Genomic DNA, 20347 nt, shown 5'->3' on the forward strand with positions numbered 1-20347 from the left:
GACGGCCAGGCCTTCCAGCCGCGGCTGATGATGCCGCTGTCGCTGTCCTACGACCACCGTGCGGTCAATGGCGCCGATGCGGCACGCTTCACCGCGTATCTGGGTCAGGTGCTCACCGATATTCGCCGCTGGCTGCTTTGATGGGCGGCGAGAATCTCCTGCGTCCGGGGTAGCCGGCATGTTCGTGATGCCGGAGGACCACATCCCGGGGGCGTCTTGAACCCGTGTGATATTGAGTCAATTCCGGCCGGGATGTGGAACGTTCGAGGCGCAATCATCGGCATGCGTCAGAGCAGCAGGCACGGTAGCGGAAACGGCGAGGCCGGAGGCTGCGGATGAGCGGCCTCCCGAGAGATCACAGCGAGTGAGCGGTATTGAAGATCGGGGGAAAGCCGTGCCAGCGGTATGACGTTCGCTTCAGGAAAAGCACTCCCCATAGATCGCCACCACCCAGTCGACGAATACTCGCACTCTCGGCGAGAGCTGGCGCCGCTGCGGGTAGACCGCCCACAGCGGCAGGCGCTGATAGAGCGCCTGTTTTTGAGTCGAATTGCGGGGATTGCTGAAGGTAATCTGGATGATCACCAAGTCCTGACTTCGCATGAAGCCGAGATAGTGGGAGCTACAGTCGAAATCGGCTTCATCCTACTGTAGCTCAACGACGAAGAGAGGAACGCTTTCTGAGTTGAAGGGATATGCCCGTCTGGCTTGCATAAGTATTAACTTTGTAAGATGCACATTGGCAATTTTTCGCTGCAGGCCGAAAAAGTAGCTGTATGGTGTTTTGTAACCCATGCCGTGTTTCGATGGCTCATGAGACTAGTTTTTAGCGTTCAGGGCGAGTCCAGCGTCACCAGATCGTTACAGATGATGCGTGACTGGGCACCCGGTGCAACGTCATGGGATAGTCGATCGAGTCGGCGCCAGTATCGAGCGGCGCCTTCGATACGCGAAAAGTTATCCATCAGCCATGCGCGCGACTCGGAGTCTTGCGACAGGGCGTTGTATGGCGAGGTGGAGACGAAGGCAGCGGGGCTGTCCGGAACGTCTGCCGATCTGCTCAGCAACTGGGACGCAAACTCGACGTTTAGGGCCTGCCGATAGCGAGTCGAGTTCTCATTGCCGTCTAGACGTTGAACGTCCGCATTCACCGAGACAGCATCGAGCAGGTAGCGCTGGGCGGCGGTGGGAGATTCGGCCGCAAGAACGTCAGCCAGTTGAGAGGCGACGCACTGCTCGATCTCATGAACAGGCGGCCCCAGGATTTCGGCGAAATAGGAGGCGCTCGATGCCTGCTCGAGACTCATTGGCTGCCATATCGTGGTTACTCCGCCCTCGGGAGTTATCATCCAGGTGTCGCCTCGGTGCCGGATGTCGAGTTTTTCAATGGCGAGCCGCTGGAAAAGTTCGCGGAAAATGGGAGTTCGTCTGGAGCTGGAAGTGGTAATAGGTTCACCGCGAGTGTCAGATGGCAGCGTATGCTGTGAGTCAGAATCATCGATATTGATTTTCAGCGTCAGTGCATCTGATACGTTGGGCAAGCAGCCTTCAGTGCCTGGCTCACAAGTCGGCGATTGCCCGAGTGGGCGTCGAATGAGATGCAGAACTGCCACTGCTTGGTCTCCGTCCTGCTTGAACTGCCCATGCACGAGACGCTGGATTTCAAGGCCTTTGCCGACGCTATCGAGTGGCGGTGCAACCATGACCATCGCCTCGGGCAGGCGTTGCGTTGCCGGTGTTGCCCAGCTTATCTGCGTAGCCGATAAGCTCATGAGTGCTATCCATATTTCTCGTTTCATCAGCGGTTCCTCCGCACTCTATCACTGTGGCTGAACATGGAGTGTCCTATACCTTGTGGAATTCAATGGGGCAATAGGTATCATAACTTCAGGTCGACTCAGTACCTGCATATTGCGCCGGTCGCTCGATGGTTTTTTATCATCCGAGATCTGCAGTAGATCCGTTGCTGATCATGATCAAAAGCCATTCTTGGATGGAGGGCAAAAGTGAATTTTTCTATGGTCTACCCGATCGAGGGCGAGCTTCGTTACACCTTTGTGGGCTATAGCCATACCGGCCAGAGTTTGAACATGACACCGTATCCTCGATTCGACGGGCATGGGAAGCTCATCGACCTCGATTGGGCATGCTGGAGTGAGGGTCTGAAAAATATGTTACCGGATGGCTGTCAAAGAACGGCACCGTAGCGTTGGCACATAGGCCGAGCTGCATGAACGCTCCCGCCGAGTCGTGACGTTGATCGTAGCGTGGGAGGCTTTCCACCATGACCTGGATCGGCCCGGTCGCCGTTGATGAGCCGATGTCGGCCTCGGCGGCGCTGCCGGCGGTGAAGTGAAACTGACGGTATTCGGTGCTTACCTTTGCGCCGCTAACCTGGCCGGTATGTGACCCGCTCAGGCGGGAAAGCGCGCCGTGTAGAGCTCGCTCACCCAGTCGACGAACACCCGCACCCGAGCGGCGAGCTGGCGCCGCTGCGGGTAGACGGCCCACAGCGGCAGGCTCGGCTTCTGCCACTCGCCCAGCACCTCTTCGAGCACGCCCTGGGCCAGTTGCTCCTCGATGTGAAAGCGCGGCAACTGGATCAGCCCGCAACCCTGGCGGGCGGCTTCCACGTAGCTGCCGGCGTCGTTGACCGTGAGCCAGCCGCCGGCGGCGAATCCCTGTACCCGCCTGTCGATGAGCAGATCGAGGGTGTCGTCCGCAGCGTTGCTGCCGGAGAAGAAACGCACTACCTGATGCTGCGTCAGCTCGTCCGGATGACGGGGCCGGCCGGCCCGGTTCAGATACGCCGGGCTGGCGCAGATCGTCTGGGGCAGTTCGGCGAGCCGGCGGCCGACCAGGCTGGAGTCCGCCGGTTCTCCGGCGCGCAGGGCGCAGTCGATGCCTTCGCCGACCAGATCGACCCGGCGGTCGCCGCTGGTCAGCACCACGTCGAGCTTTGGATAGCGGTGGCGGAATGCCTGGATGCGTGGCAGCACGATATGCCGGGCATGCACGCCGTGCATCTCGACGCGCAGGGTGCCGGTCGGGCTTGCGGCGACCGGGCCCAGCGCCGCCTCCGCCTCCTCGAGTTCGGCGAGCAGATGCACGCAGCGTTCGTAGAAGGCCGCGCCCTCCGGTGTGGGGTGTACCTGACGCGTGGTGCGCGCCAGCAGACGGGCGCCCAGGCGCGCTTCGAGCTGCTGGATGGCCAGGGTAGCGGTGGCCCGGGGGATGTCGAGGCCGTTGGCGGCGCGGGTAAAGCTGCCGGTCTCGACGATACGGGTGAACAGCGTCAGGGCGTCGAAGCGGTCCATGGCAATTGTTATGTCAGGCTGAATGGTGTTGCCAGTATAGCGGCAATTATTTTCCCTGGATGAATCTCGATACTGGTTCCACAGGCAACACACTTTCCCGAGGAGCCCGATCATGAGTCATGCCAATACGCCACACACCGATCAAAGGGTGGCCATCGTCACCGGCGGTTCCCGCGGCATCGGCTACGCCGTCTCACGCAAGCTGGCAACCGACGGCTTCGCCGTGGTGGTCAACTATGCCGGCAATACCCGGCGCGCCGAGGAGACCGTCGCCGAGATCGAGGCCGCGGGCGGCCGGGCGCTGGCGGTACAGGCCGATATCGCCGACCCGGCGGCGGTGGAACAGCTGTTCACGACCGCGCGGGAGGCGTTCGGCCGTCTCGACGTGGTGGTCAACAGCGCCGGGGTACTGGAGATGGGCCACGTGGCCAGCGACAACCTGGCGATTCTCGACCGCACCCTGGCGACCAACCTGCGCGGCAGTTGGCTGGTGATGGCCAGGGCCGCCGAGAGCCTCAGCGAAGGCGGGCGCATCATTGCCTTCTCCTCGTCGGTACTCGGCAAGTCGTTCCCTGGTTATGGCGCCTATATCGCCAGCAAGGCCGGCGTCGAGGGGCTGGTGCGGGTGCTCGCCAACGAACTGCGCGGGCGCGGGATCAGCGTCAACGCCGTGGCCCCGGGGCCGGTCGCCACCGAGATGTTCTTCGCCGGCAAGAGTGACGAGCAGGTCGCCAACATCGCCGCCCTGTCGCCGTTCGAGCGCCTGGGCCAGCCGGCGGAGATCGCCGATGTCGTGGCCTTTCTCGCCGGGCCCCAGGGGCGCTGGGTCAACGGCCAGATTCTGCGCGTCAACGGCGGCATGGTGTGAGCGCCCTTCAGGTTCGATCTGGGGCCGCTTGGCGCTGTCGGCGCATTCTCAGCATCAGTCGTGCGCCGATTAACGCGGCGACGAGACCCGACGCAGCGCCCACGCCAAGCGCCCAGCGCGGGCCGGCATGATCGGCGATGAAGCCGACGATGGGGGCGCCGATCGGCGTGCCGCCCATGGTCACCGCGATGCGCAGGGCCATGATGCGCCCGCGCATCGTGGGGGCCGTGGCGAGCTGCATGAGCGCGGTGGCAGCGGTCATGAAGGTCAATGCGGAGAGACCGATGACCGTCAGCGCCGCGGCGAACAGGTATTCGTTGGGGGCGAACGCCGCCGCGGCGCAAAAAATGCCGAAGCTCAGGGTGGCGAAGCACAGCAGGCGTACGCGCGGGCGTTCGCGGCGGGCGGCCAGCAGCGCGCCGACCACCGAGCCGACCGCCAGGCAGGAGGTCAAGATTCCATACTGCCCCGCGTCGCCGTGAAAGACGCTGACCGACATGGTCGAGATATAGATCGGGAAGTTGAAGCCGAAGGTGCCGATCAGGAACAGCATCAGCAGCATTGCCATCAGGTCCCGGCGCCGCCAGACGTAGCGGAAGCCTTCGGTCAGGTCGCCGGCCTGGCGCGGCGGTCGCTCGGTGCGGTGCAGTTCGTCGACGCGCAGCAGGCACAGCGAGCCGAGTACCACGGCAAAGGAGACAGCGTTGATCAGGAACACCCAGCCGGTGCCGACCGCGGCGATCAGCAAGCCGGCCACGGCCGGGCCGACCATGCGCGCGGCGTTGAACGAGGTCGAGTTGAGGGCCACCGCGTTGGAGAGATACTGCTCGCCCACCAGGTCGTTGACGAAGGTCTGGCGCGCCGGGGCATCGAAGGCGCTGACGCAGCCCAGCCCCAGGGCGAAGGCGTAGACCTGCCACAGCGTGACCACGCCGGTGACGGTGACCAGACCGAGCCCCAGTGCGAGCAGGCCCAGCAGGGCTTGCGTCAGCAGGATCAGGCGGCGTCGGTCGAAATGGTCGGCGGCATAGCCGGTCAGCGGCAACAGCAGCAGTTGCGGCCCGAACTGCAGGGCCATGGTGATGCCCACGGCGCTGGCGTTGTGCTGGGTCAAGACGGTGAGCACCAACCAGTCCTGGGCCACCCGCTGCATCCAGGTGCCGGTGTTGGAGATCAGTGCGCCGGCGGCCCACAGGCGATAGTTGTAGATCCGCAACGAGCGGAAGAGTCGGGTGTCGCTCATGGCTGGCGGATGGCGATAACGTGACGACGGGACGGCATGGGGATGGCGTGGACTCCTTGTCTGGGACGGGGCGCGTCGCTGTGCCCGTGTGGCGGCCGGCATCGGTCCGATCGACGCCAGCGTCGTGAAGCGTCAAGGGGTCTAGATTATCAGAATCGCGACGGTGATTCGGGGCGAAGTGGGCGGTGATGGACGCCATGGCCTCGCTGTCGGGCGATAGACCGTCTTTTTCTTGCTGCCTTGTCGGCGTTTCCTTGTTGGCGATTTTTTCGATTGAGTTGCCGTTCATGCTGTTTTGTCAATGGGAAACGTCCTGGAATCCTGTAAGATATTTCCGATGCTTAATGGGGTTTGATAACCCGGGTTAATCCGGGAAAAAGAACCATAAAATTCCTGTTTGCTTTCAGGGTGGTCTGTGGCAGGATGCCGCGCTCGTTTTGACCAATCAAAAAAGTACGCAAGGGAATCATGAAGAAAAAGTTCATTATTGGTGCCGTGCTTGGCGCCGTGATGCTGTCTGGCTGCGCAACGATTGTCGGTGACCGTGACGAGACCATTACGCTGAAAAGTCAGCCTGCCGATGCCGATATCGTCATTACCGACGAACGGGGCGAGACGATTTTTTCCGGCACCACGCCAACCACGACGCAGCTCAAGAAGTCGGACGGCTCTTATTTCGGTGGCAAGACCTATACCGTCGAGATTTCCAAGGCGGGTTACGAAGCGCGGACCTTGACGATCGATTCGACGGCCAACGGTTGGTATATCGGCGGTAATCTCTTGTTCGGCGGATTGATCGGCTGGCTGGTCGTGGATCCCATGACGGGGGCGATGTACAACCTGTCTCCCAATGAGATCAATGCCGAGTTGCACCAGGAGCTGGCGACGTCCACCGCCGATGAAGGGGCGTTGAATATCGTCCTTCTGGAAGACGTGCCGAGCCGTCTGCGTGACGAACTCGTGCTGATCGGACAGGCCTGATCGTCCGAGGCGTCGCATGAGCCCCGCTTCGGCGGGGCTTTTCTGTGGGCCGTGCTCCCATGGAGTGGGTGACGATCCGCGCTGTCGGCGAGGTCTTCAGGCCGGTCGAAACGGCGGCGGCGTGAGTGTCTTCCGGGAGCGGATTCGCCATAATCGGGATTCTTCCTACCGGCATTCGGAGTCCCGCACATGGAGCAGGCGTTCTGGCACGACCGTTGGCACAAGGGCCAGTTGGGCTTTCATCTGCCCTTCGTTCACCCGATTCTCACGCGATATCTCCCTGCCTATGACCTGCCCGAAGTCGCGGGCGTCTTCGTGCCGTTGTGCGGCAAGACGCTGGATATCGGCTGGCTGCTGGCGCAGGGCCACCGGGTGATCGGTGCCGAGCTGAGCGAACGGGCGGTGAGTGAGCTGTTCGTCGAGCTGGGCGTCGAGCCGCATATCGAGGCCTGGAAGGGGGGACGGTGTTTTCGACACGGCGACCTGACGGTCTTCCAGGGTGATATCTTCGCGCTGGAACCCGGCGAGGTGGGGGCGGTGGATCTGGTCTACGATCGGGCGGCACTGGTGGCGATGCCGGCCCCCATGCGCAAGAGCTATGTCGCCCAGGTGTCGTCGCTTTCGGATGACGCGCCGCAGCTGTTGATCAGCTTCGAATACGACCCCCGCGAGATGGACGGCCCGCCGTTCCCGGTGCTGCCGGACGAGCTGGAGCGGCTCTATACCGGCCCCCATGCCCTGGCAGAACTGTCGCGCAAGGACGTGATCGCCCATCAGCCGGCATTTCGCGAGGCCGGGGTGACCCGCTTCGTGGAAGTGGCCTGGCAGTTGCTACCCTCAGGCGGACGTGGCGTTTGAGCGTCGCCGGCACTGCGAGGTCTTGTGGCTCGACAGGCCTGTCACCACAGTCGGCCCCATGGCACGCCCGGGTGCGTCGACACGCTCGACAGCACTCGAACGAGGCTATGGGTAGAATGAGTGCCCCGAGTCCCTTCGAGAGTCCCTCATGGAAATTCCCCTCTTTCAGGTCGATGCCTTCGCTTCCCGCCCCTTCGAGGGCAACCCCGCCGCCGTCTGCCCGCTGAGCGAGTGGCTGGATGACGCCACGCTGCAGGCCATCGCGGCCGAGAACAACCTGTCCGAGACCGCGTTCTTCGTGCGGGAAGCGACGGGATACCGGCTGCGCTGGTTCACGCCGACGGTGGAGGTCGACCTGTGCGGTCATGCCACGCTGGCGGCGGCATGGGTGATCTTCAACGAGTTGGGCGATACCGCCGATACCCTGGCGTTCATGACGCGCAGCGGCGAATTGCGCGTGCATCGCCACGAGGCGGGATTGGCGATGGATTTTCCGGCCAGGCATCCCCGCACGATGGTGCCGTCCGAGGCCGTGTTGAGCGCCCTGGGGCTGGAGCGTGGCGAGGTGATGATGGCCGACGATCTGCTCGTCGTGGTCGAGGACGAATCCATCGTCGATGACGTGATCCCGGACATGACCCGTCTGATGGCGCTACCCGGGCGTGGTGTGGCGGTTACCGCGCCGGGGCACGACTTCGACATCGTCACGCGCTGGTTCGGCCCCAAGGTGGGGGTCGAGGAGGATCCGGTGACCGGTTCGGCGCATACCTCGCTGGTGCCGTACTGGGCCGCGCGGCTGGGCAGGACGCAGCTGACCGCGCGGCAGGGCGGGCGTCGTCGCGGGAAATTGAGCTGCGAGATGGCGGGCGAGCGGGTGATTCTCATCGGCCGGGTGGCGCCCTATCTGCGGGGCACGATCCGGATCGCGACCGGCCCTTGAGTGTCGTCCGCCCCCACGGCCGGGATGAGACAGGTGGCCGGCCAGGCGTCGTCGCCTGACCGGCCCGCGCTCAGAAGGCTTCCGCGAGTGCCTCGCGGCGGGGGCGTTCGGCGCGTGCCTGGGGGAGCGCGGCGGGCATCGGCCGCCCGTCGTCGCCGACGGTGAAATGCTCGACCCTGACCACCATGTCGCTGGCCTGCTCGTTCAGCGAGCGGCTGGCGGCGGCGACCTGCTCGACCAGGGCGGCGTTCTGCTGGGTGACCTCGTCGAGCTGTGCCACGGCCTGATTGATCTGCTCGATACCACCGGACTGCTCGGTGGCGGCATGCGAGATATCCGTGACCAGTGACGATACCTTCTCGATGCGCGCGACGATCTCGGCGAGGGTGTCGTGAGTCGTCGAGACCAGGTCGTTGCCGCTGTCGATGGTGGCGACGTTATGGGCGATGTGGTCGCGGATCCGCTTGGCCTCGTCGGCACTGCGACTGGCCAGTTGGCGCACCTCGTCGGCGACCACCGCGAACCCCTTGCCGTGCTCGCCGGCGCGGGCGGCTTCGACCGAGGCGTTCAGGGCCAGCAGGTTGGTCTGGAAGGCGATGCCGTCGATGGCGCCGACGATGGTGGCGACGGTCTGGTTGGCGGTATGGATGGCCTGCATGGCGTCGCGTGCCTGATCCGCGACGGTCTGGGCCTGGACGGCCTGTTCGGCGACCTGCGTGGCCAGGGTGCGCGCCTCGGCGGCATGCTGGGCGGTGTTGTGCACGGTCGAGGTCATCTGTTCCATGCTCGAGGCGGTCTCCACCAGCGACGCCGACTGCTCTTCGGTGCGCTGGGCCAGGTCCTGGTTGCCCTGGGCGATCTCGCCGCTGGCCAGATCGATGGATCGGGCGTTGCTGCGAATACCGGCGACCAGGGTTTCCGTTTCCTCGGTGGCGCGATTGAAGGCCTGATAGAGGTTGGCCAGTTCGTCGCTACCGGCGGCATCGAGACGCTGGGTCAGATCGCCGCCGCGGGCGTTGATGGCCTGCAGGTTACGCGTCAGCGGCCCGAGGATGCTGCGTACGACGAGCAGCGCCAGCGTCAGGGTGAGCAGCAGAACGCCCAGGGCCACGGCGATGTAAACCCAAAGGTCGCTGCGTGCCGTGGTCCGCAACTGATCGGCCTGCGCGAGAATACCCGACGAAGCCGCGTCCTCGACCTGCTTCAGGCGTTCCAGCTTGACGGTCTGCCAGTCGAACCACTGCTGCGGATCGACGCCGAAGTTGCCCTGGTCGGCGCGCTCGATGGCGAGCTGGCGCAGCTTGTCGAGGCGATCGATCTCGGGGCCGGAAAGCGCCTGACGGTAGCGTTCGACGAGTGTCGGGCGGGCCAGCACCTGGAAACTGTCCAGGGCCGCGGCTTCGGTGCCCAACAGGCGCAGAAAGCGGTCGTAGGTGGCGTCCGTCATCCGGTCGGCGGCGAAGGTATTGGCCAGCAGGGCGCGTTCGATTCCTGCCAGGTCCTTGGCTTTCAGCAGTTCATAGTAGGCGGTCAGGCGCCTGGCGATGTCGGCATTGGCGGTCTGGTGGGCGAGCTGACCGGCCAGCCTCACCAGGGCATCGTCGATCCCGGTGTAGTAGGTCAGGGCCTGCGCCAGCGGGACCTGCAGGGTGTCCACGCGTTGGCGCATGGCGGAGAGTTCGCCGAGATCCTTCTCCGCCTTGGTGATGCTTTCTACGGCTTTCTGGCTGAGTTGCCCACGGTCGATCGCGGCCAGGGTGTCGAGCAGGCGCTCGGCCCGCTGGTCGGAGGCGCTGCGCTGCGCTTGCAGCTTATCGCCGAAACTTTTTCCCTGGCTGCCGAGGAAACCGGCGGTCATCCCGCGTTCGCGCTGCAGCTCGTGAACCAGATTGCCCGCCTGCTGGGCCAACGAGGTGAAGGTGTAGAGTCGATCCATACCCGTCGCTACGCGTTGGCGCTCGATCGCTCCGCTGACGGCGAAATAGAGCATCGCCAGGATGGGTAGCGCGAGCACCAGCAGGAATTTGCACTTCATCGAGAGGTGCTGCATGACATGCCTCATGAGAGATGTTCCCTATTGATTCAGCTGATTCAGCGTTTGGAGATAGCGGTAGGGAGAGGCGTGTTTATTGTTGTGACGGGTGTTGTTTGTCTGTTGTGGGGGGTTATCGGCCGGCGTCGTTGAAGCTTAAATCGATTGAGGTGCGACGCGGACAGCGGAGACTCGCGGACGTCGTCGGTCGAGCCAGTCGGCATCGACGTCGTGCCGGCGATGATACCCTCACTCCCGCCTCAGGCTGTCGATGTCGTCCGCGTCACTGGCGAAATAGAGACTCTGCTGGCATTTGAGCACGCATGGCGTCATGGCCGTGCTGTGCCGGTGCATGGGCGATCGTTGCGTCGATAATATCGCCCCGGTCAACGTAGACGCCTCGCACCACGGTATTGCCCCGAAGGCTCCATTGCATGACGTTATTCGCAGTGATTATATTTTGCACTTCAGATTTTGCCGATCGTTTAACGTCGATCAGAGTGGGGATCATCATGAACAAACCGACAATACGCCATCTGTTGTCCGTGGGTTTGATGGGCATCGTCGGCGCCAGCCTGAATGTCTCGGCGGAGGTGGGGGAACGGGCATTGAAGGCGTGCCTCGCGCCGGACTTCGATCCGGCCGATGGGGCGCCCTTCGTATCGCTGGATTCCCCCACCTACCCGGTAATGGAGAAAAAGACGGATGGGCTCGAAGATCCCGGCGATGCCACCTCCATGGAGGCGCTCGGGGCGCAGATGGATGAAGCACGAATGATGGGGGTATTCGCTCTGCTGCCCATGAACAGTTTCTTCTTCTCGTTGGCCACCGCCCTGTGCAATCACGACCTGTATGCGCAAAACGGCTGTGAAGGCATGTCGATGGCGTTCGGCGGCAAGGCGACGCTGGAAGACGTGACGATGGACGATGGGCAACTGAGCTACGTCATTCGGAGCCAGAAGGACGATAGCGTATACCGGATGACCATCGGAGACAGCGATTACAACACGGTCACGATGTCGGTGACCAAGGGCGGCGAGACCACCGACCAACAACTGACACGGGATGCCGACGGCACGGAGCATTACCGGGCCGAAAGCAGCAATGGCGATACCATTCAATTCCTCGAGCGTCCGGACTGCTCCGGCACCTATACCCAGCGCGATACGCTTGACGGCCGCCTGGACCGGACGATCCACTTCGCGTGGACCTCCGCCAAGAGCGATGCGATGAAGGTCCAGTGGACGGAGTGTCGATACGATAACGGCAAGAAAACCTGCAGTAGCGGCGAATTCTGAGAACGGAAAAGCCGCGGCCTCGTACTCCGTGTCGAGGCCGCGCCTGCCGGGGCTCGATTCAGGTGCTGGGGTCGACCAGGATCTTCACCTGCGCCTTGTCGGCGAGTAGCGCCTCGAAGCCCTGGCTGACCACGTCGCGAAGGGCGATACGCGCGGTCACCAGGTCCTCGGCACGGTAGTAGCCCTGCTGCATCAGCGCGATCACCGCGGGGTAGATATGCCGGTAGGCGATGATGCCCTTGAGGGTACGCTCCTGGATCACCAGTTGATTGGGGTGGATCGCCGCTTCCGACTCCCAGATGCTGACGATCACCGTCTCGCCGCCGGCGTGGGTGCTGGCGATCGCCTGGTTGAGCACGGCGGGCAGGCCGGTGACCTCGAAGGCGACGTCGAAGCCACCGCCGCTTGCCGCCGCCAGCCGCTCGACGATGTCGCCCTCGCTGGGGTCGTGCACGATCGCGCCCAGGTCGCTGGCGCGCTGCTTGCGCGCGGCAGAGACCTCGACGGCGTGAATCGATGCCGCGCCGGCGGCCTTGAGCGACTCGATCACCATCAGTCCGATCGGCCCGGCGCCGAACACCACCGCGCTGTCGCCTGCCTTGAGCGAACTCTGGCGCACCGCGTGCAGGCCGACCGCGGCGGGCTCGATCAGGGCGCCCTGCTCGTAGGAGAGCCCATCGGGCAGCCGATGCACCATGTGCTCGCCGACCACGGTGTACTCGGCGAAGCCGCCGCCGCCACCGGAGAGCCCGTGAAAGCCCAGTTGCGGGCTGAGGTTGTAGCGCTCCATCAGATAAGCGCCATCGCGGTTCGGCGAGAGAATCGGTTCGATGGCCACGCGATCGCCCGGCTTGACGCGGCTGACCGCCTCGCCCACCTCGACCACCTCGCCGGCGAACTCGTGGCCCATGATGATCGGTGCGCGCTGGCCACTGAGCGGGTGCGGTGCGTCGACCGGGATGAAGATCGGTCCGGCGGCGTACTCGTGCAGATCGCTACCGCAGATGCCGCAGGCGGCGACCTTCACCTTGACCTGGTGCGGATCGCTGAGGGTGGGCACGTCGACCGACTCGACGCGCAGGTCGCGGGCGCGGTACCACACGGCGGCCTGCATGGTGGAAGCATGGTTCATGATAGGACCTCGCTGGTGTCGTTGGGCGGGCCGGACTCGCGTTCCGGCCCGTAGTGGTTCAGGCCAGGTGATGGACGTCCTGCAGGCCGTACACGGGGGTGGGGATACCCTCCATGCGCGCCTTGAGCTGCAGTGCCAGATAGCGGGAATAGTGGCGCGACTGATGCAGGTTGCCGCCGTGGAACCACAGCGCCGGCTGCTGGGTGGGCTTCCACATGTTGCGCAGCTCGCCCTCCCAGGGGCCCGGGTCCTTGGTGGTAGCGGAGCCCAGTCCCCAGCATTTGCCCACCTTGTCGGCGACCTCCTGCGAGATGAGGCGCGCCGCCCAGCCATTCATCGAGCCGTAGCCGGTGGCGTAGACGATCAGGTCGGCGGGCAGTTCGCTGCCGTCGGTGAGCGTCACCGAGCGCGGGTTGATGCGCTCGATGCCAACCCCGCTGCGCAGCTTGATCTCGCCGTCGGCGACCAGTTCGCAGGCGCCCACGTCAATGTAGTAGCCGGAGCCGCGGCGCAGATACTTGAGGAACAGCCCGGAGTCGTCATCGCCGAAGTCGAGCATGAAACCCGCGCGCTCGAGACGCCGGTAGAAGTCGGCATCCTGCTCGCGGATCGCGTCGAAGGCGGGGCGCTGGAAGTCGGGCAACAGTCGGTAGGGAATCGAGGCGAAGATCAGATCCGCCTTGTCGGTGGTGATGCCGTTGGCCACCGCCTCCTCGGAGTAGAGCGGGCCGAGCGCGTGTTCCATCAGCGAGTCGGACTTCACCACGTGGGTCGAGGAGCGCTGCAGCATGGTGACGTCGGCGTCGTTCTCCCAGAGTGCCGCACAGATGTCGTGGGCGGAGTTGTTGGCCCCCACCACGACGACCTTCTTGCCGCGGTAGGCATCCGGCCCCGGGTGCTGGCTGGAGTGCTGCTGCTCGCCCTCGAAGGTCTCGGCACCGGGGAAGTGCGGCACGTTGGGCACGCCCGACATGCCGGTGGCCAGGATCAACTGCTTGGGCTTGAGGGTGATCCGCTCGCCGTCGCGGTCGACGTGCACCGTCCATTCGCCGCTGGCCTCATCGAAACTGGCGCTCTCGCACTCGGTGGAACTCCAGTAGTTGAGTTCCATGACCCGGGTGTACATCTCCAGCCAGTCACCGATCTTGTCCTTGGGCGCGAACACCGGCCAGTTGTCGGGGAAGGGCAGGTAGGGCAGGTGGTCGTACCATACCGGATCGTGCAGGCACAGCGACTTGTAGCGATTGCGCCAGGCATCGCCGGGGCGCGGATGCTTGTCGACGACGAGGGTCGGCACGTCGAGCTGGCGCAGGCGCGCGGCGAGGCCGATGCCGCCCTGGCCGCCACCGACGATCACGCAGTAGGGCTGGCGGCTGTAGCCGAGTTCCCGTGCCTCGCGCTGGCGTGCCTCCAGCCAGGTCTCGCGCGACTTGTCGGCACCGTGCTCGGCTCCCTTGGGGCGGCGCGTGCCGAGCGGCTCGGGGTGGTCCTTGAGTTCCTGCAGGGTGGTCAGCAGGGTCCAGCACTTGCCGGCTCTCAGGCGCAGCAGGCCCTTGCCGCGGGCCACGGCGGTCTCGAAGGTGAACCAGGCCTCGGTCACCCCGTCGCTCTCGGTAGCCTCGCCGTCGATCCGCCAGTGGGACGGACGGGTCTCGTCCAGCGTGGCGTTGAGCATCGACTGAATGGCGTCCTTGCCTTCCAGGGTCTTGAGGTTCCAGGTGAAGGCGACCAGGTCGCGCCAGTAGCACTCCTCGTCGAACAGGGCCAGGACCCCGTCGATGTCGCGCTGTTTCAACGCGCTCTCGACGTCGTCCAGCCAGTGTTGGGCGTCCTGGGTTGGCGTGCGTGTCGTCATCGTTGTTCTCCGCTTGTTCAGGGGTGACACACCCCGGCCCTCGCAGAAAGCGTGCCAACGCTCCGCGCACGGCCGAAACCGACGATAACTCATTGAAAAGCGAAGGATGATAGGTCGGATCGGCGTCGCGGAGTCACCTCGTTCCGGCCCTGAGACGTGACACCTGCCATGTAACGCCCGGGCCCTGGCGTTACACCTGTAACGCTCGACCAAGGATGGAGCGAGTGCCGATTGACGCCCGGCCCGGGCGGCATAGTCTGAAAGGGGTTCGATCGGATAACGACAAGGCCCGTCGCCGGCGACGAACGGCACGGCAAGGCGGGCGTGGAGAGGTAGCGATGCCGCTACGCAACGAGCAACGCCAGCATATCGAGACCCTGGTGCGCCTCAGCGCCGGCCAGACGGGTGGCCTGGACGACTGTCGCGAGGTGATCCGGCGCTCCTGGGAGCGCTGCGTGGACGAGTACCGCCTCGACCCGGGGCGCCCCCGGCCGGTACGCGTGCTGACCCAGCAGGCGCTCAGGGAACACCGCGAGTCGGTGGACGAGCTGTTGCACGTGGCGCGTGCCGGTGTCGACCAGCTCTTCACCCAGATCGCGCCGCTGGGCTATGTGCTGCTGCTCACCGACCGGCGCGGCATTACCGTGGACTTTCGGGGGCAGCGCGGCCAGGACGCGGAGCTGCGCCGGGCCGGGCTCTACCTGGGGGCCGACTGGGACGAGCGTTACGCGGGGACCTGCGCGGTGGGCACCTGCGTTCACGACGCCCAGGCCATCACCTGTCACCAACGCGAACACTTCGATGCCACTCATATCGGCCTGACCTGCACGGCGGCGCCGATCACCGACCCGCAGGGCAACGTCATCGCCGTGCTGGATATCTCCGCCCTGCAATCGCCGCGCAGCCAAGCGAGCCAGAATTTCGGGCTGCCGCTGGTCAGCCTCTATGCGCGGATGATCGAGGATGCCTACTTCCTGCATCGCTACCGCGACTGTCTGATCCTGCGTTTCGACGCCGCCCGCGAGTTCGTCCACCTCAATGGCCGGGGGCTCATCGCCATCGAGGAGGACGGCAGCGTGATCGCCGCCAATGGCGAGGGGCGCGCGTTGATCGAGGCACACCTGCGCCGCTGGCCGGCCTGGACACCGGGCTGGGTGCCGGCGGTCACGCAGCTGTTCGACGCCGAACTCGGCGAGCTGCTGAGCATTCCCGCCACCCGCGAGGATCACATTCGCGCCTTTCGCGTGCGTGCCGGCGACACGTCCTGTTTCGCCACGCTGATCGAGCCGCGCAGCCGGCGACCGGCGGCGCGGGTCACGCCGTCATCGCCCACGCCGGTGCCGGCGCTGGATCGCCTGGCCGCCGACGATGCGGCAATGCATCGGCTGCTCAAGCTGGCGCGGCGGCTGCGCAACGAGGCGGTCAGCGTGCTGATCACCGGCGAGACCGGGACCGGCAAGGAGGTGCTGGCGCGGGCCCTGCATGACAGTGGCAGTCGCGCCGGCGGCCCGTTCGTGGCGGTCAACTGTGCGGCGATCCCCGAATCGCTGATCGAGAGCGAGCTGTTCGGCTATCTGCCGGGAGCCTTCACCGGCGGGCGTAGCAAGGGCATGCGCGGATTGATCCAGCAGGCCGACGGCGGCACGCTGTTCCTCGACGAGATCGGCGACATGCCGTTGTCGCTGCAGACCCGGCTGTTGCGTGTGCTGGCCGAGCGCGAGGTCATGCCGTTGGGCGCCGAGAAGGCCGTGCGCGTCGATCTGCGGGTGATCACCGCGACCCATCGCGACATGAACGCGTTGATCGCCGGTGACCGCTTTCGCGAGGATCTCTACTACCGGCTCAACGGGGCGCAACTGCATCTGCCGGCGCTGCGCGAACGCGCCGACCGACACTACGTGATTCGCTGTGTCTACGATGCCCTGGTGGCCGAGCGCGGCAGCGACGTCCGGCTGCGTGCCGATGCCATGAGTGCGCTGCTGGCCTATGCCTGGCCGGGCAACATTCGCCAGTTGCGCAACGCACTGGACTTCGCGCTGGCCACGGTGGAGGGCGACGAGATCACCGTCCACGACCTGCCCGAGACGTGTCAGGGCGAGCTGGCCGGCGCGCCGCAGCTCATCGATGCCGCGCCACCGGCGATGACGATGCACGAGGGCCGGGAATTGCAGGCGCTGCTGCAGGATGCCGGCTGGAACGTCAGCCGCGTGGCGCGCCGGCTCGGCGTATCGCGGCCCACCGTCTATCGGCGCATGCGCCGCCACGGCCTGGTGCCGCCCAATCGCCGCGAGACACAATGCCCGACCGAGTGAGGCGTGACCGGTGGTCGAGTCGGCCGCCGAGAAGACGCGGCACGCCAAGGAGGAGGTGGACATGGAACAGCGCATGAGCCTGGTCACGCTGGGGGTGGCCGATCTGACACGGTCACGCCGATTCTACGAGACGGGGCTGGGGTGGCGAGTCGGGCAGGCCGTCGCCGACGAGGTGGTGTTCTTTCAACTCAATGGCCTGATCCTGTCGCTCTACCCACGTGATGCCCTGGGTCGTGATGCCGGGATCGAGACGTCGGGCAGTGGCTTTTCCGGTATCACGCTGGCCTACAACGCACGCCGACGCGAGGACGTGGACGCGGTACTGAGCGAGGCGCAGCGGGCCGGTGGTCGCCTGGTGAAAGAGCCCCGTGAGGCCGATTGGGGCGGTTATTCGGGCTACTTTGCCGACCCCGACGGGCATCTCTGGGAGGTGGCCTACAATCCCTTCTTCCCGATCGACGACGAGGGCAGGACGACGCTGGACGGGTGACGCCGGGCGCGATTACCAGCCCAGCCAGCTGCGCAGCCGCTGCCCCGGCGACGCGGGGCCGGCCACCGTGCGTTCGGGGTTGCCGGACAGACGGTCGGCGGCGAGTCTGAGCGGCTCCATGATCGCCTCGAGGTGATGCTGGCAGAGTCGCCGGCTGACGGCGCCCGGGCACTGTGCCATCAGCAGTCCGCAGTGATAGATGGCGGTATCCAGCGCGTCGCCGACCTCCGCGAAGGGCGCGGCTTCCTGGCGGCAGCGTTGCAGTTCCCCGGAGAGCATCTGGAGCAGCCCGGCATCCAGCCAGCAGGGGGTGTCGTCACCTCCCGTCTTGGCGGCCACGGAGCGCTGGACCGCCTGGAAGGAGACATGCAGAAAGACACAGGTGTAGTAGAGCTGGGAGCGTTCTGCCGTCATGGGAATGCCATAGCGCTTTTCAATGAGACTGATTATTATTTTTGTTGATGGTGCCCGCCTTGTCAAACTCGGCGTGCGAGGGCCGCTGCCCGGAATGGCTCGAACAGAAATCCTTAACCCGCTATCTTTCCCTGACACACTCGTCGGCCGAGGGTCACAATGACGGCCGACATCGCACATCGTTCAGGAGGCTTCATGAGCCAGGACAGCGGCTACACTCCCCCGAAAGTCTGGGAACCCAAGGAAAGCGGCGGCAAGTTCGCCAGCATCAACCGCCCGGTGGCAGGGCCCACCCACGAGAAAGCACTCCCGGTGGGCAAGCATCCGTTCCAGCTCTACTCGCTGGCCACGCCCAACGGCGTCAAGGCCGGGGTAATGTTCGAGGAACTGCTGGCCCAGGGCCACGACGCCGAGTACGACGCCTGGCTGATCGATATCGGCGAGGGCGACCAGTTCGGCAGCGGCTTCGTCGCGGTCAATCCCAACTCCAAGATCCCGGCGCTGATGGACCATGGCACCACGCCGGCGACCCGGGTGTTCGAGTCCGGCTCGATTCTCCTGTATCTGGCCGAGAAGTTCGACGCCTTCCTGCCCGGGGAACACGGTGCCCGGACCGAGACGCTCAACTGGCTGTTCTGGCAGATGGGCAGCGCGCCCTTCCTCGGCGGTGGCTTCGGGCACTTCTACGCCTACGCGCCGGAGAAGCTCGAATACCCGATCGACCGTTACGCCATGGAGACCAAGCGTCAGCTCGACGTGCTCGACCGGCGGCTGGCGGAGTCGCGCTATCTGGCCGGCGACGCGTACACCATCGCCGACATCGCCAACTGGGCCTGGTATGGCCAACTGGTGCTCGGCCGGCTCTACGATGCCGCCGAGTTCCTGCAGGTGCAGACGTATGCCAACGTGGTGCGCTGGGCCGAGGAGATCGATGCCCGTCCGGCGGTCCAGCGCGGGCGCATGGTCAACCGCACCTTCGGCGAGCCGTCGAGCCAGCTCCACGAGCGCCACGACGCCAGCGACTTCGAGACCAAGACCCAGGACAAGCTCGAGGCGCAGCGGTAACGTTCTCGTCGAGCCCGGCACCTGACGCGGGCTCGATGTCCGGCCTTCAGGTCAGCAGATCCGCCACCGAGTCGAGGATCTCGCGCGGTCGGAAGGGGTAGCGCTCGACGTCCTCGCGGCTCGAGATCCCGCTCAACACGAGGATCGTGTGCAGGCCGGCCTCGATGCCGGCGATCACGTCGGTGTCCATGCGATCGCCGATCATCCCGGTGCGCTCCGAATGGGCGCCGAGCTTGTTCATCGCCGAGCGGAACATCATCGGGTTGGGCTTGCCGACGTAGTAGGGCTCGCGCTTGGTGGCGGCGGTGATCAAGGCGGCCACCGAGCCGGTGGCGGGCAGCGGCCCTTCGGGGCTGGGTCCGGTGACGTCGGGGTTGGTGGCGATGAAGCGCGCGCCGGCGTCGATCAGCCGGATCGCTCGGGTGATCGCCTCGAAGGAATAGGTGCGCGTCTCGCCGAGGACCACGAAGTCCGGTGCGACGTCGGTCATCACGAAGCCCGCTTCGTGGATCGCCGTGGTCAGGCCGGCCTCGCCGATGACGAAGGCCGAGCCGCCGGGCGCCTGGTCGCGCAGGAAGGCGGCGGTGGCCAGGGCGGAGGTCCAGAGCCTATCCTCGGGAACGTCGATGCCGATACGCATCAGGCGGGCACTCAGGTCGCGTGGCGTATAGATGGAGTTGTTGGTGAGCACCAGAAACGGCGCGGCCTGGCCGCGCCATCGCTCGATCAGTTCGGCCGCGCCGGGCAGGGCGCGGTCCTCGCGTATCAGTACGCCGTCCATGTCGGTGAGCCAGCAGTCGATCGTCCTTTGGGTCATGCCGGGTGTCCTGTCGTCGTGTCGATGGGTCCAGAATACGTTCAAGCGCGGCGCTCTGCAGCCGCGCGGCCGTTCTCGAAGAAACAGCAAGAGGGAAGTCCATGGCTCACGACTGGGTGGCCTTCGCCAAGCAGCTGCGTTCCATCGCCCAGACCGGGCAGACCTACACCACCAACAAGTACGAGCTCGAGCGTTACCGCCAGCTCGAGACGCTGACCAACCAGATGTTCGCGGTGCTCGGCGACGTGCCGATCGAGCGGGTGGAAAACTTCATCGTCCCCGACCGCGGCTACGCCACGCCCAAGGTCGACGTGCGCGGCGCGCTGTTCGACGGCGACCGCGTGCTGCTGGTGCGCGAGATCAAGGACGGACGCTGGACCCTGCCGGGCGGCTGGGCGGACGTCAACGAGGGGCCCTCGAGCTGCGTGCTGCGCGAGATCGCCGAGGAGGCGGGACGCCGCGCCAGCAACCCGCGCCTGGCGATGCTCAAGGACCGCAGCCTGCACCCCTATACGCCGGTCTCGCCGGATCACATCTACAAGTTGTTCTACGTCTGTGACGACGACGGCGGCGAGTTCGTGCCCAACAACGAGACCGACGCCGCCGATTTCTTCGCGCTCGACGCCCTGCCGCCGCTCTCCGAGGGGCGGACCCTGGCCGTGGACATTCACCAGTGCCGGGAATTCCAGCGCTCCGGGGCGCCGAGCGTCTACAGTGACTGAGCG

The 20347-nt window shown here is 65.2% G+C and carries 18 protein-coding genes and 1 pseudogene; 9 read left to right on the forward strand and 10 right to left on the reverse strand.

The genetic code is table 11. The annotated features are described in order from the left end of the window. Window positions 1-417: 417 nt before the first annotated feature. The 3 genes and pseudogenes from KGR00_RS01750 to KGR00_RS01760 all read right to left on the reverse strand — a co-directional run. Window positions 418-630 (reverse strand): annotated as a pseudogene (locus tag KGR00_RS01750) (tautomerase family protein); the annotation flags it as partial. A 203-nt stretch (window positions 631-833) separates the two neighbouring features. Beyond that, a complete protein-coding gene (locus KGR00_RS01755) occupies window positions 834-1799 on the reverse strand; it encodes a hypothetical protein (RefSeq protein ID WP_224417910.1) in 966 nt (321 codons plus the stop codon). Window positions 1800-2414: 615 nt separating this feature from the next. Continuing rightward, window positions 2415-3317: a LysR family transcriptional regulator gene (locus tag KGR00_RS01760; protein ID WP_224417909.1), complete on the reverse strand. Its 903-nt coding sequence runs from the start codon at window positions 3315-3317 to the stop codon at window positions 2415-2417. Between the two features lie 112 nt (window positions 3318-3429). Here KGR00_RS01760 and KGR00_RS01765 point away from each other — a divergent pair, with 112 nt between their 5' ends. Then, window positions 3430-4185: an SDR family oxidoreductase gene (locus KGR00_RS01765; RefSeq protein WP_224417908.1), complete on the forward strand. Its 756-nt coding sequence runs from the start codon at window positions 3430-3432 to the stop codon at window positions 4183-4185. A 7-nt stretch (window positions 4186-4192) separates the two neighbouring features. Here KGR00_RS01765 and KGR00_RS01770 read toward each other — a convergent pair whose 3' ends face one another. Further along, on the reverse strand, window positions 4193-5428 hold the full coding sequence (locus tag KGR00_RS01770) for an MFS transporter (protein ID WP_224417907.1): 1236 nt from the start codon (window positions 5426-5428) through the stop codon (window positions 4193-4195). Between the two features lie 468 nt (window positions 5429-5896). On the opposite strand from KGR00_RS01770, the gene KGR00_RS01775 reads away from it, so the two are divergent. The 3 genes from KGR00_RS01775 to KGR00_RS01785 all read left to right on the forward strand — a co-directional run bounded on the left by KGR00_RS01775 (window position 5897) and on the right by KGR00_RS01785 (window position 8207). Further along, window positions 5897-6409, forward strand: a complete 513-nt coding sequence (locus KGR00_RS01775) for a hypothetical protein (protein WP_129139442.1) — start codon at window positions 5897-5899, stop codon at window positions 6407-6409. A 189-nt stretch (window positions 6410-6598) separates the two neighbouring features. Then, a complete protein-coding gene (gene tmpT, locus KGR00_RS01780) occupies window positions 6599-7267 on the forward strand; it encodes a thiopurine S-methyltransferase (RefSeq protein WP_224417906.1) in 669 nt (222 codons plus the stop codon). Window positions 7268-7415: 148 nt separating this feature from the next. After that, window positions 7416-8207 carry a PhzF family phenazine biosynthesis protein gene (locus KGR00_RS01785; RefSeq protein WP_224417905.1) on the forward strand — a complete coding sequence of 264 codons (792 nt, stop codon included), beginning with the start codon at window positions 7416-7418 and terminating at the stop codon, window positions 8205-8207. Window positions 8208-8277: 70 nt separating this feature from the next. Here the strand turns inward: KGR00_RS01785 and KGR00_RS01790 are convergent, their stop codons facing one another. Beyond that, a complete protein-coding gene (locus KGR00_RS01790) occupies window positions 8278-10269 on the reverse strand; it encodes a methyl-accepting chemotaxis protein (protein ID WP_224417904.1) in 1992 nt (663 codons plus the stop codon). Between the two features lie 253 nt (window positions 10270-10522). Further along, window positions 10523-10753 carry a hypothetical protein gene (locus KGR00_RS01795; protein WP_224417903.1) on the reverse strand — a complete coding sequence of 77 codons (231 nt, stop codon included), beginning with the start codon at window positions 10751-10753 and terminating at the stop codon, window positions 10523-10525. Here KGR00_RS01795 and KGR00_RS01800 point away from each other — a divergent pair. Beyond that, window positions 10752-11537, forward strand: a complete 786-nt coding sequence (locus tag KGR00_RS01800; RefSeq protein WP_224417902.1) for a hypothetical protein — start codon at window positions 10752-10754, stop codon at window positions 11535-11537. The two genes, KGR00_RS01795 and KGR00_RS01800, sit on opposite strands and share 2 nt — an antisense overlap. 58 nt (window positions 11538-11595) lie before the next feature. On the opposite strand, the gene KGR00_RS01805 is transcribed toward KGR00_RS01800, so the two are convergent. Together KGR00_RS01805 and KGR00_RS01810 are read right to left on the reverse strand one after the other, a co-directional pair. Further along, complete coding sequence (locus KGR00_RS01805; RefSeq protein ID WP_224419823.1) at window positions 11596-12651, reverse strand: 2,3-butanediol dehydrogenase; 1056 nt, start codon at window positions 12649-12651, stop codon at window positions 11596-11598. 76 nt (window positions 12652-12727) lie between these two features. Continuing rightward, window positions 12728-14524 (reverse strand): NAD(P)/FAD-dependent oxidoreductase, encoded by a 1797-nt coding sequence (locus KGR00_RS01810; RefSeq protein ID WP_224417901.1) that lies wholly within the window; start codon window positions 14522-14524, stop codon window positions 12728-12730. 338 nt (window positions 14525-14862) lie between these two features. Here KGR00_RS01810 and KGR00_RS01815 point away from each other — a divergent pair, with 338 nt between their 5' ends. After that, the gene (locus tag KGR00_RS01815; protein ID WP_224417900.1) at window positions 14863-16836 is read left to right on the forward strand and encodes a sigma-54-dependent Fis family transcriptional regulator; all 1974 of its coding nucleotides are present in this window, start codon (window positions 14863-14865) and stop codon (window positions 16834-16836) included. A 10-nt stretch (window positions 16837-16846) separates the two neighbouring features. Beyond that, window positions 16847-17326 carry a VOC family protein gene (locus KGR00_RS01820; protein ID WP_343232801.1) on the forward strand — a complete coding sequence of 160 codons (480 nt, stop codon included), beginning with the start codon at window positions 16847-16849 and terminating at the stop codon, window positions 17324-17326. Window positions 17327-17338: 12 nt separating this feature from the next. Here the strand turns inward: KGR00_RS01820 and KGR00_RS01825 are convergent, their stop codons facing one another. Beyond that, entirely contained in the window at window positions 17339-17740 is a 402-nt protein-coding gene (locus tag KGR00_RS01825; RefSeq protein WP_224417899.1) for a hypothetical protein, read from the reverse strand. A 195-nt stretch (window positions 17741-17935) separates the two neighbouring features. On the opposite strand from KGR00_RS01825, the gene yghU reads away from it, so the two are divergent. Further along, entirely contained in the window at window positions 17936-18805 is an 870-nt protein-coding gene (gene yghU / locus KGR00_RS01830) for a glutathione-dependent disulfide-bond oxidoreductase (RefSeq protein WP_224417898.1), read from the forward strand. A 46-nt stretch (window positions 18806-18851) separates the two neighbouring features. On the opposite strand, the gene KGR00_RS01835 is transcribed toward yghU, so the two are convergent. Next, window positions 18852-19622, reverse strand: coding sequence for an HAD-IIA family hydrolase (locus KGR00_RS01835; RefSeq protein ID WP_224417897.1), 771 nt, complete (start codon window positions 19620-19622; stop codon window positions 18852-18854). A 101-nt stretch (window positions 19623-19723) separates the two neighbouring features. On the opposite strand from KGR00_RS01835, the gene KGR00_RS01840 reads away from it, so the two are divergent. Beyond that, window positions 19724-20344: an NUDIX hydrolase gene (locus KGR00_RS01840; protein WP_224417896.1), complete on the forward strand. Its 621-nt coding sequence runs from the start codon at window positions 19724-19726 to the stop codon at window positions 20342-20344. Window positions 20345-20347 lie beyond the last annotated feature (3 nt).

The organism is Modicisalibacter sp. MOD 31.J, from assembly GCF_020147985.1.
GTDB classification, from domain to species: Bacteria; Pseudomonadota; Gammaproteobacteria; order Pseudomonadales; family Halomonadaceae; genus Modicisalibacter; species Modicisalibacter coralii.

Coding starts and splice junctions, on each gene's coding strand:
- KGR00_RS01810 (WP_224417901.1), bottom strand. CDS start 14,524: ATGACGACACGCACGCCAACCCAGGACGCCCAACACTGGCTGGACGAC.
- yghU (WP_224417898.1), top strand. CDS start 17,936: ATGAGCCAGGACAGCGGCTACACTCCCCCGAAAGTCTGGGAACCCAAG.
- KGR00_RS01840 (WP_224417896.1), top strand. CDS start 19,724: ATGGCTCACGACTGGGTGGCCTTCGCCAAGCAGCTGCGTTCCATCGCC.
- tmpT (WP_224417906.1), top strand. CDS start 6,599: ATGGAGCAGGCGTTCTGGCACGACCGTTGGCACAAGGGCCAGTTGGGC.
- KGR00_RS01795 (WP_224417903.1), bottom strand. CDS start 10,753: ATGATGATCCCCACTCTGATCGACGTTAAACGATCGGCAAAATCTGAA.
- KGR00_RS01770 (WP_224417907.1), bottom strand. CDS start 5,428: ATGAGCGACACCCGACTCTTCCGCTCGTTGCGGATCTACAACTATCGC.
- KGR00_RS01765 (WP_224417908.1), top strand. CDS start 3,430: ATGAGTCATGCCAATACGCCACACACCGATCAAAGGGTGGCCATCGTC.
- KGR00_RS01755 (WP_224417910.1), bottom strand. CDS start 1,799: ATGAAACGAGAAATATGGATAGCACTCATGAGCTTATCGGCTACGCAG.
- KGR00_RS01790 (WP_224417904.1), bottom strand. CDS start 10,269: ATGAGGCATGTCATGCAGCACCTCTCGATGAAGTGCAAATTCCTGCTG.
- KGR00_RS01835 (WP_224417897.1), bottom strand. CDS start 19,622: ATGACCCAAAGGACGATCGACTGCTGGCTCACCGACATGGACGGCGTA.
- KGR00_RS01760 (WP_224417909.1), bottom strand. CDS start 3,317: ATGGACCGCTTCGACGCCCTGACGCTGTTCACCCGTATCGTCGAGACC.
- KGR00_RS01815 (WP_224417900.1), top strand. CDS start 14,863: ATGCCGCTACGCAACGAGCAACGCCAGCATATCGAGACCCTGGTGCGC.
- KGR00_RS01775 (WP_129139442.1), top strand. CDS start 5,897: ATGAAGAAAAAGTTCATTATTGGTGCCGTGCTTGGCGCCGTGATGCTG.
- KGR00_RS01805 (WP_224419823.1), bottom strand. CDS start 12,651: ATGCAGGCCGCCGTGTGGTACCGCGCCCGCGACCTGCGCGTCGAGTCG.
- KGR00_RS01785 (WP_224417905.1), top strand. CDS start 7,416: ATGGAAATTCCCCTCTTTCAGGTCGATGCCTTCGCTTCCCGCCCCTTC.
- KGR00_RS01800 (WP_224417902.1), top strand. CDS start 10,752: ATGAACAAACCGACAATACGCCATCTGTTGTCCGTGGGTTTGATGGGC.
- KGR00_RS01825 (WP_224417899.1), bottom strand. CDS start 17,740: ATGACGGCAGAACGCTCCCAGCTCTACTACACCTGTGTCTTTCTGCAT.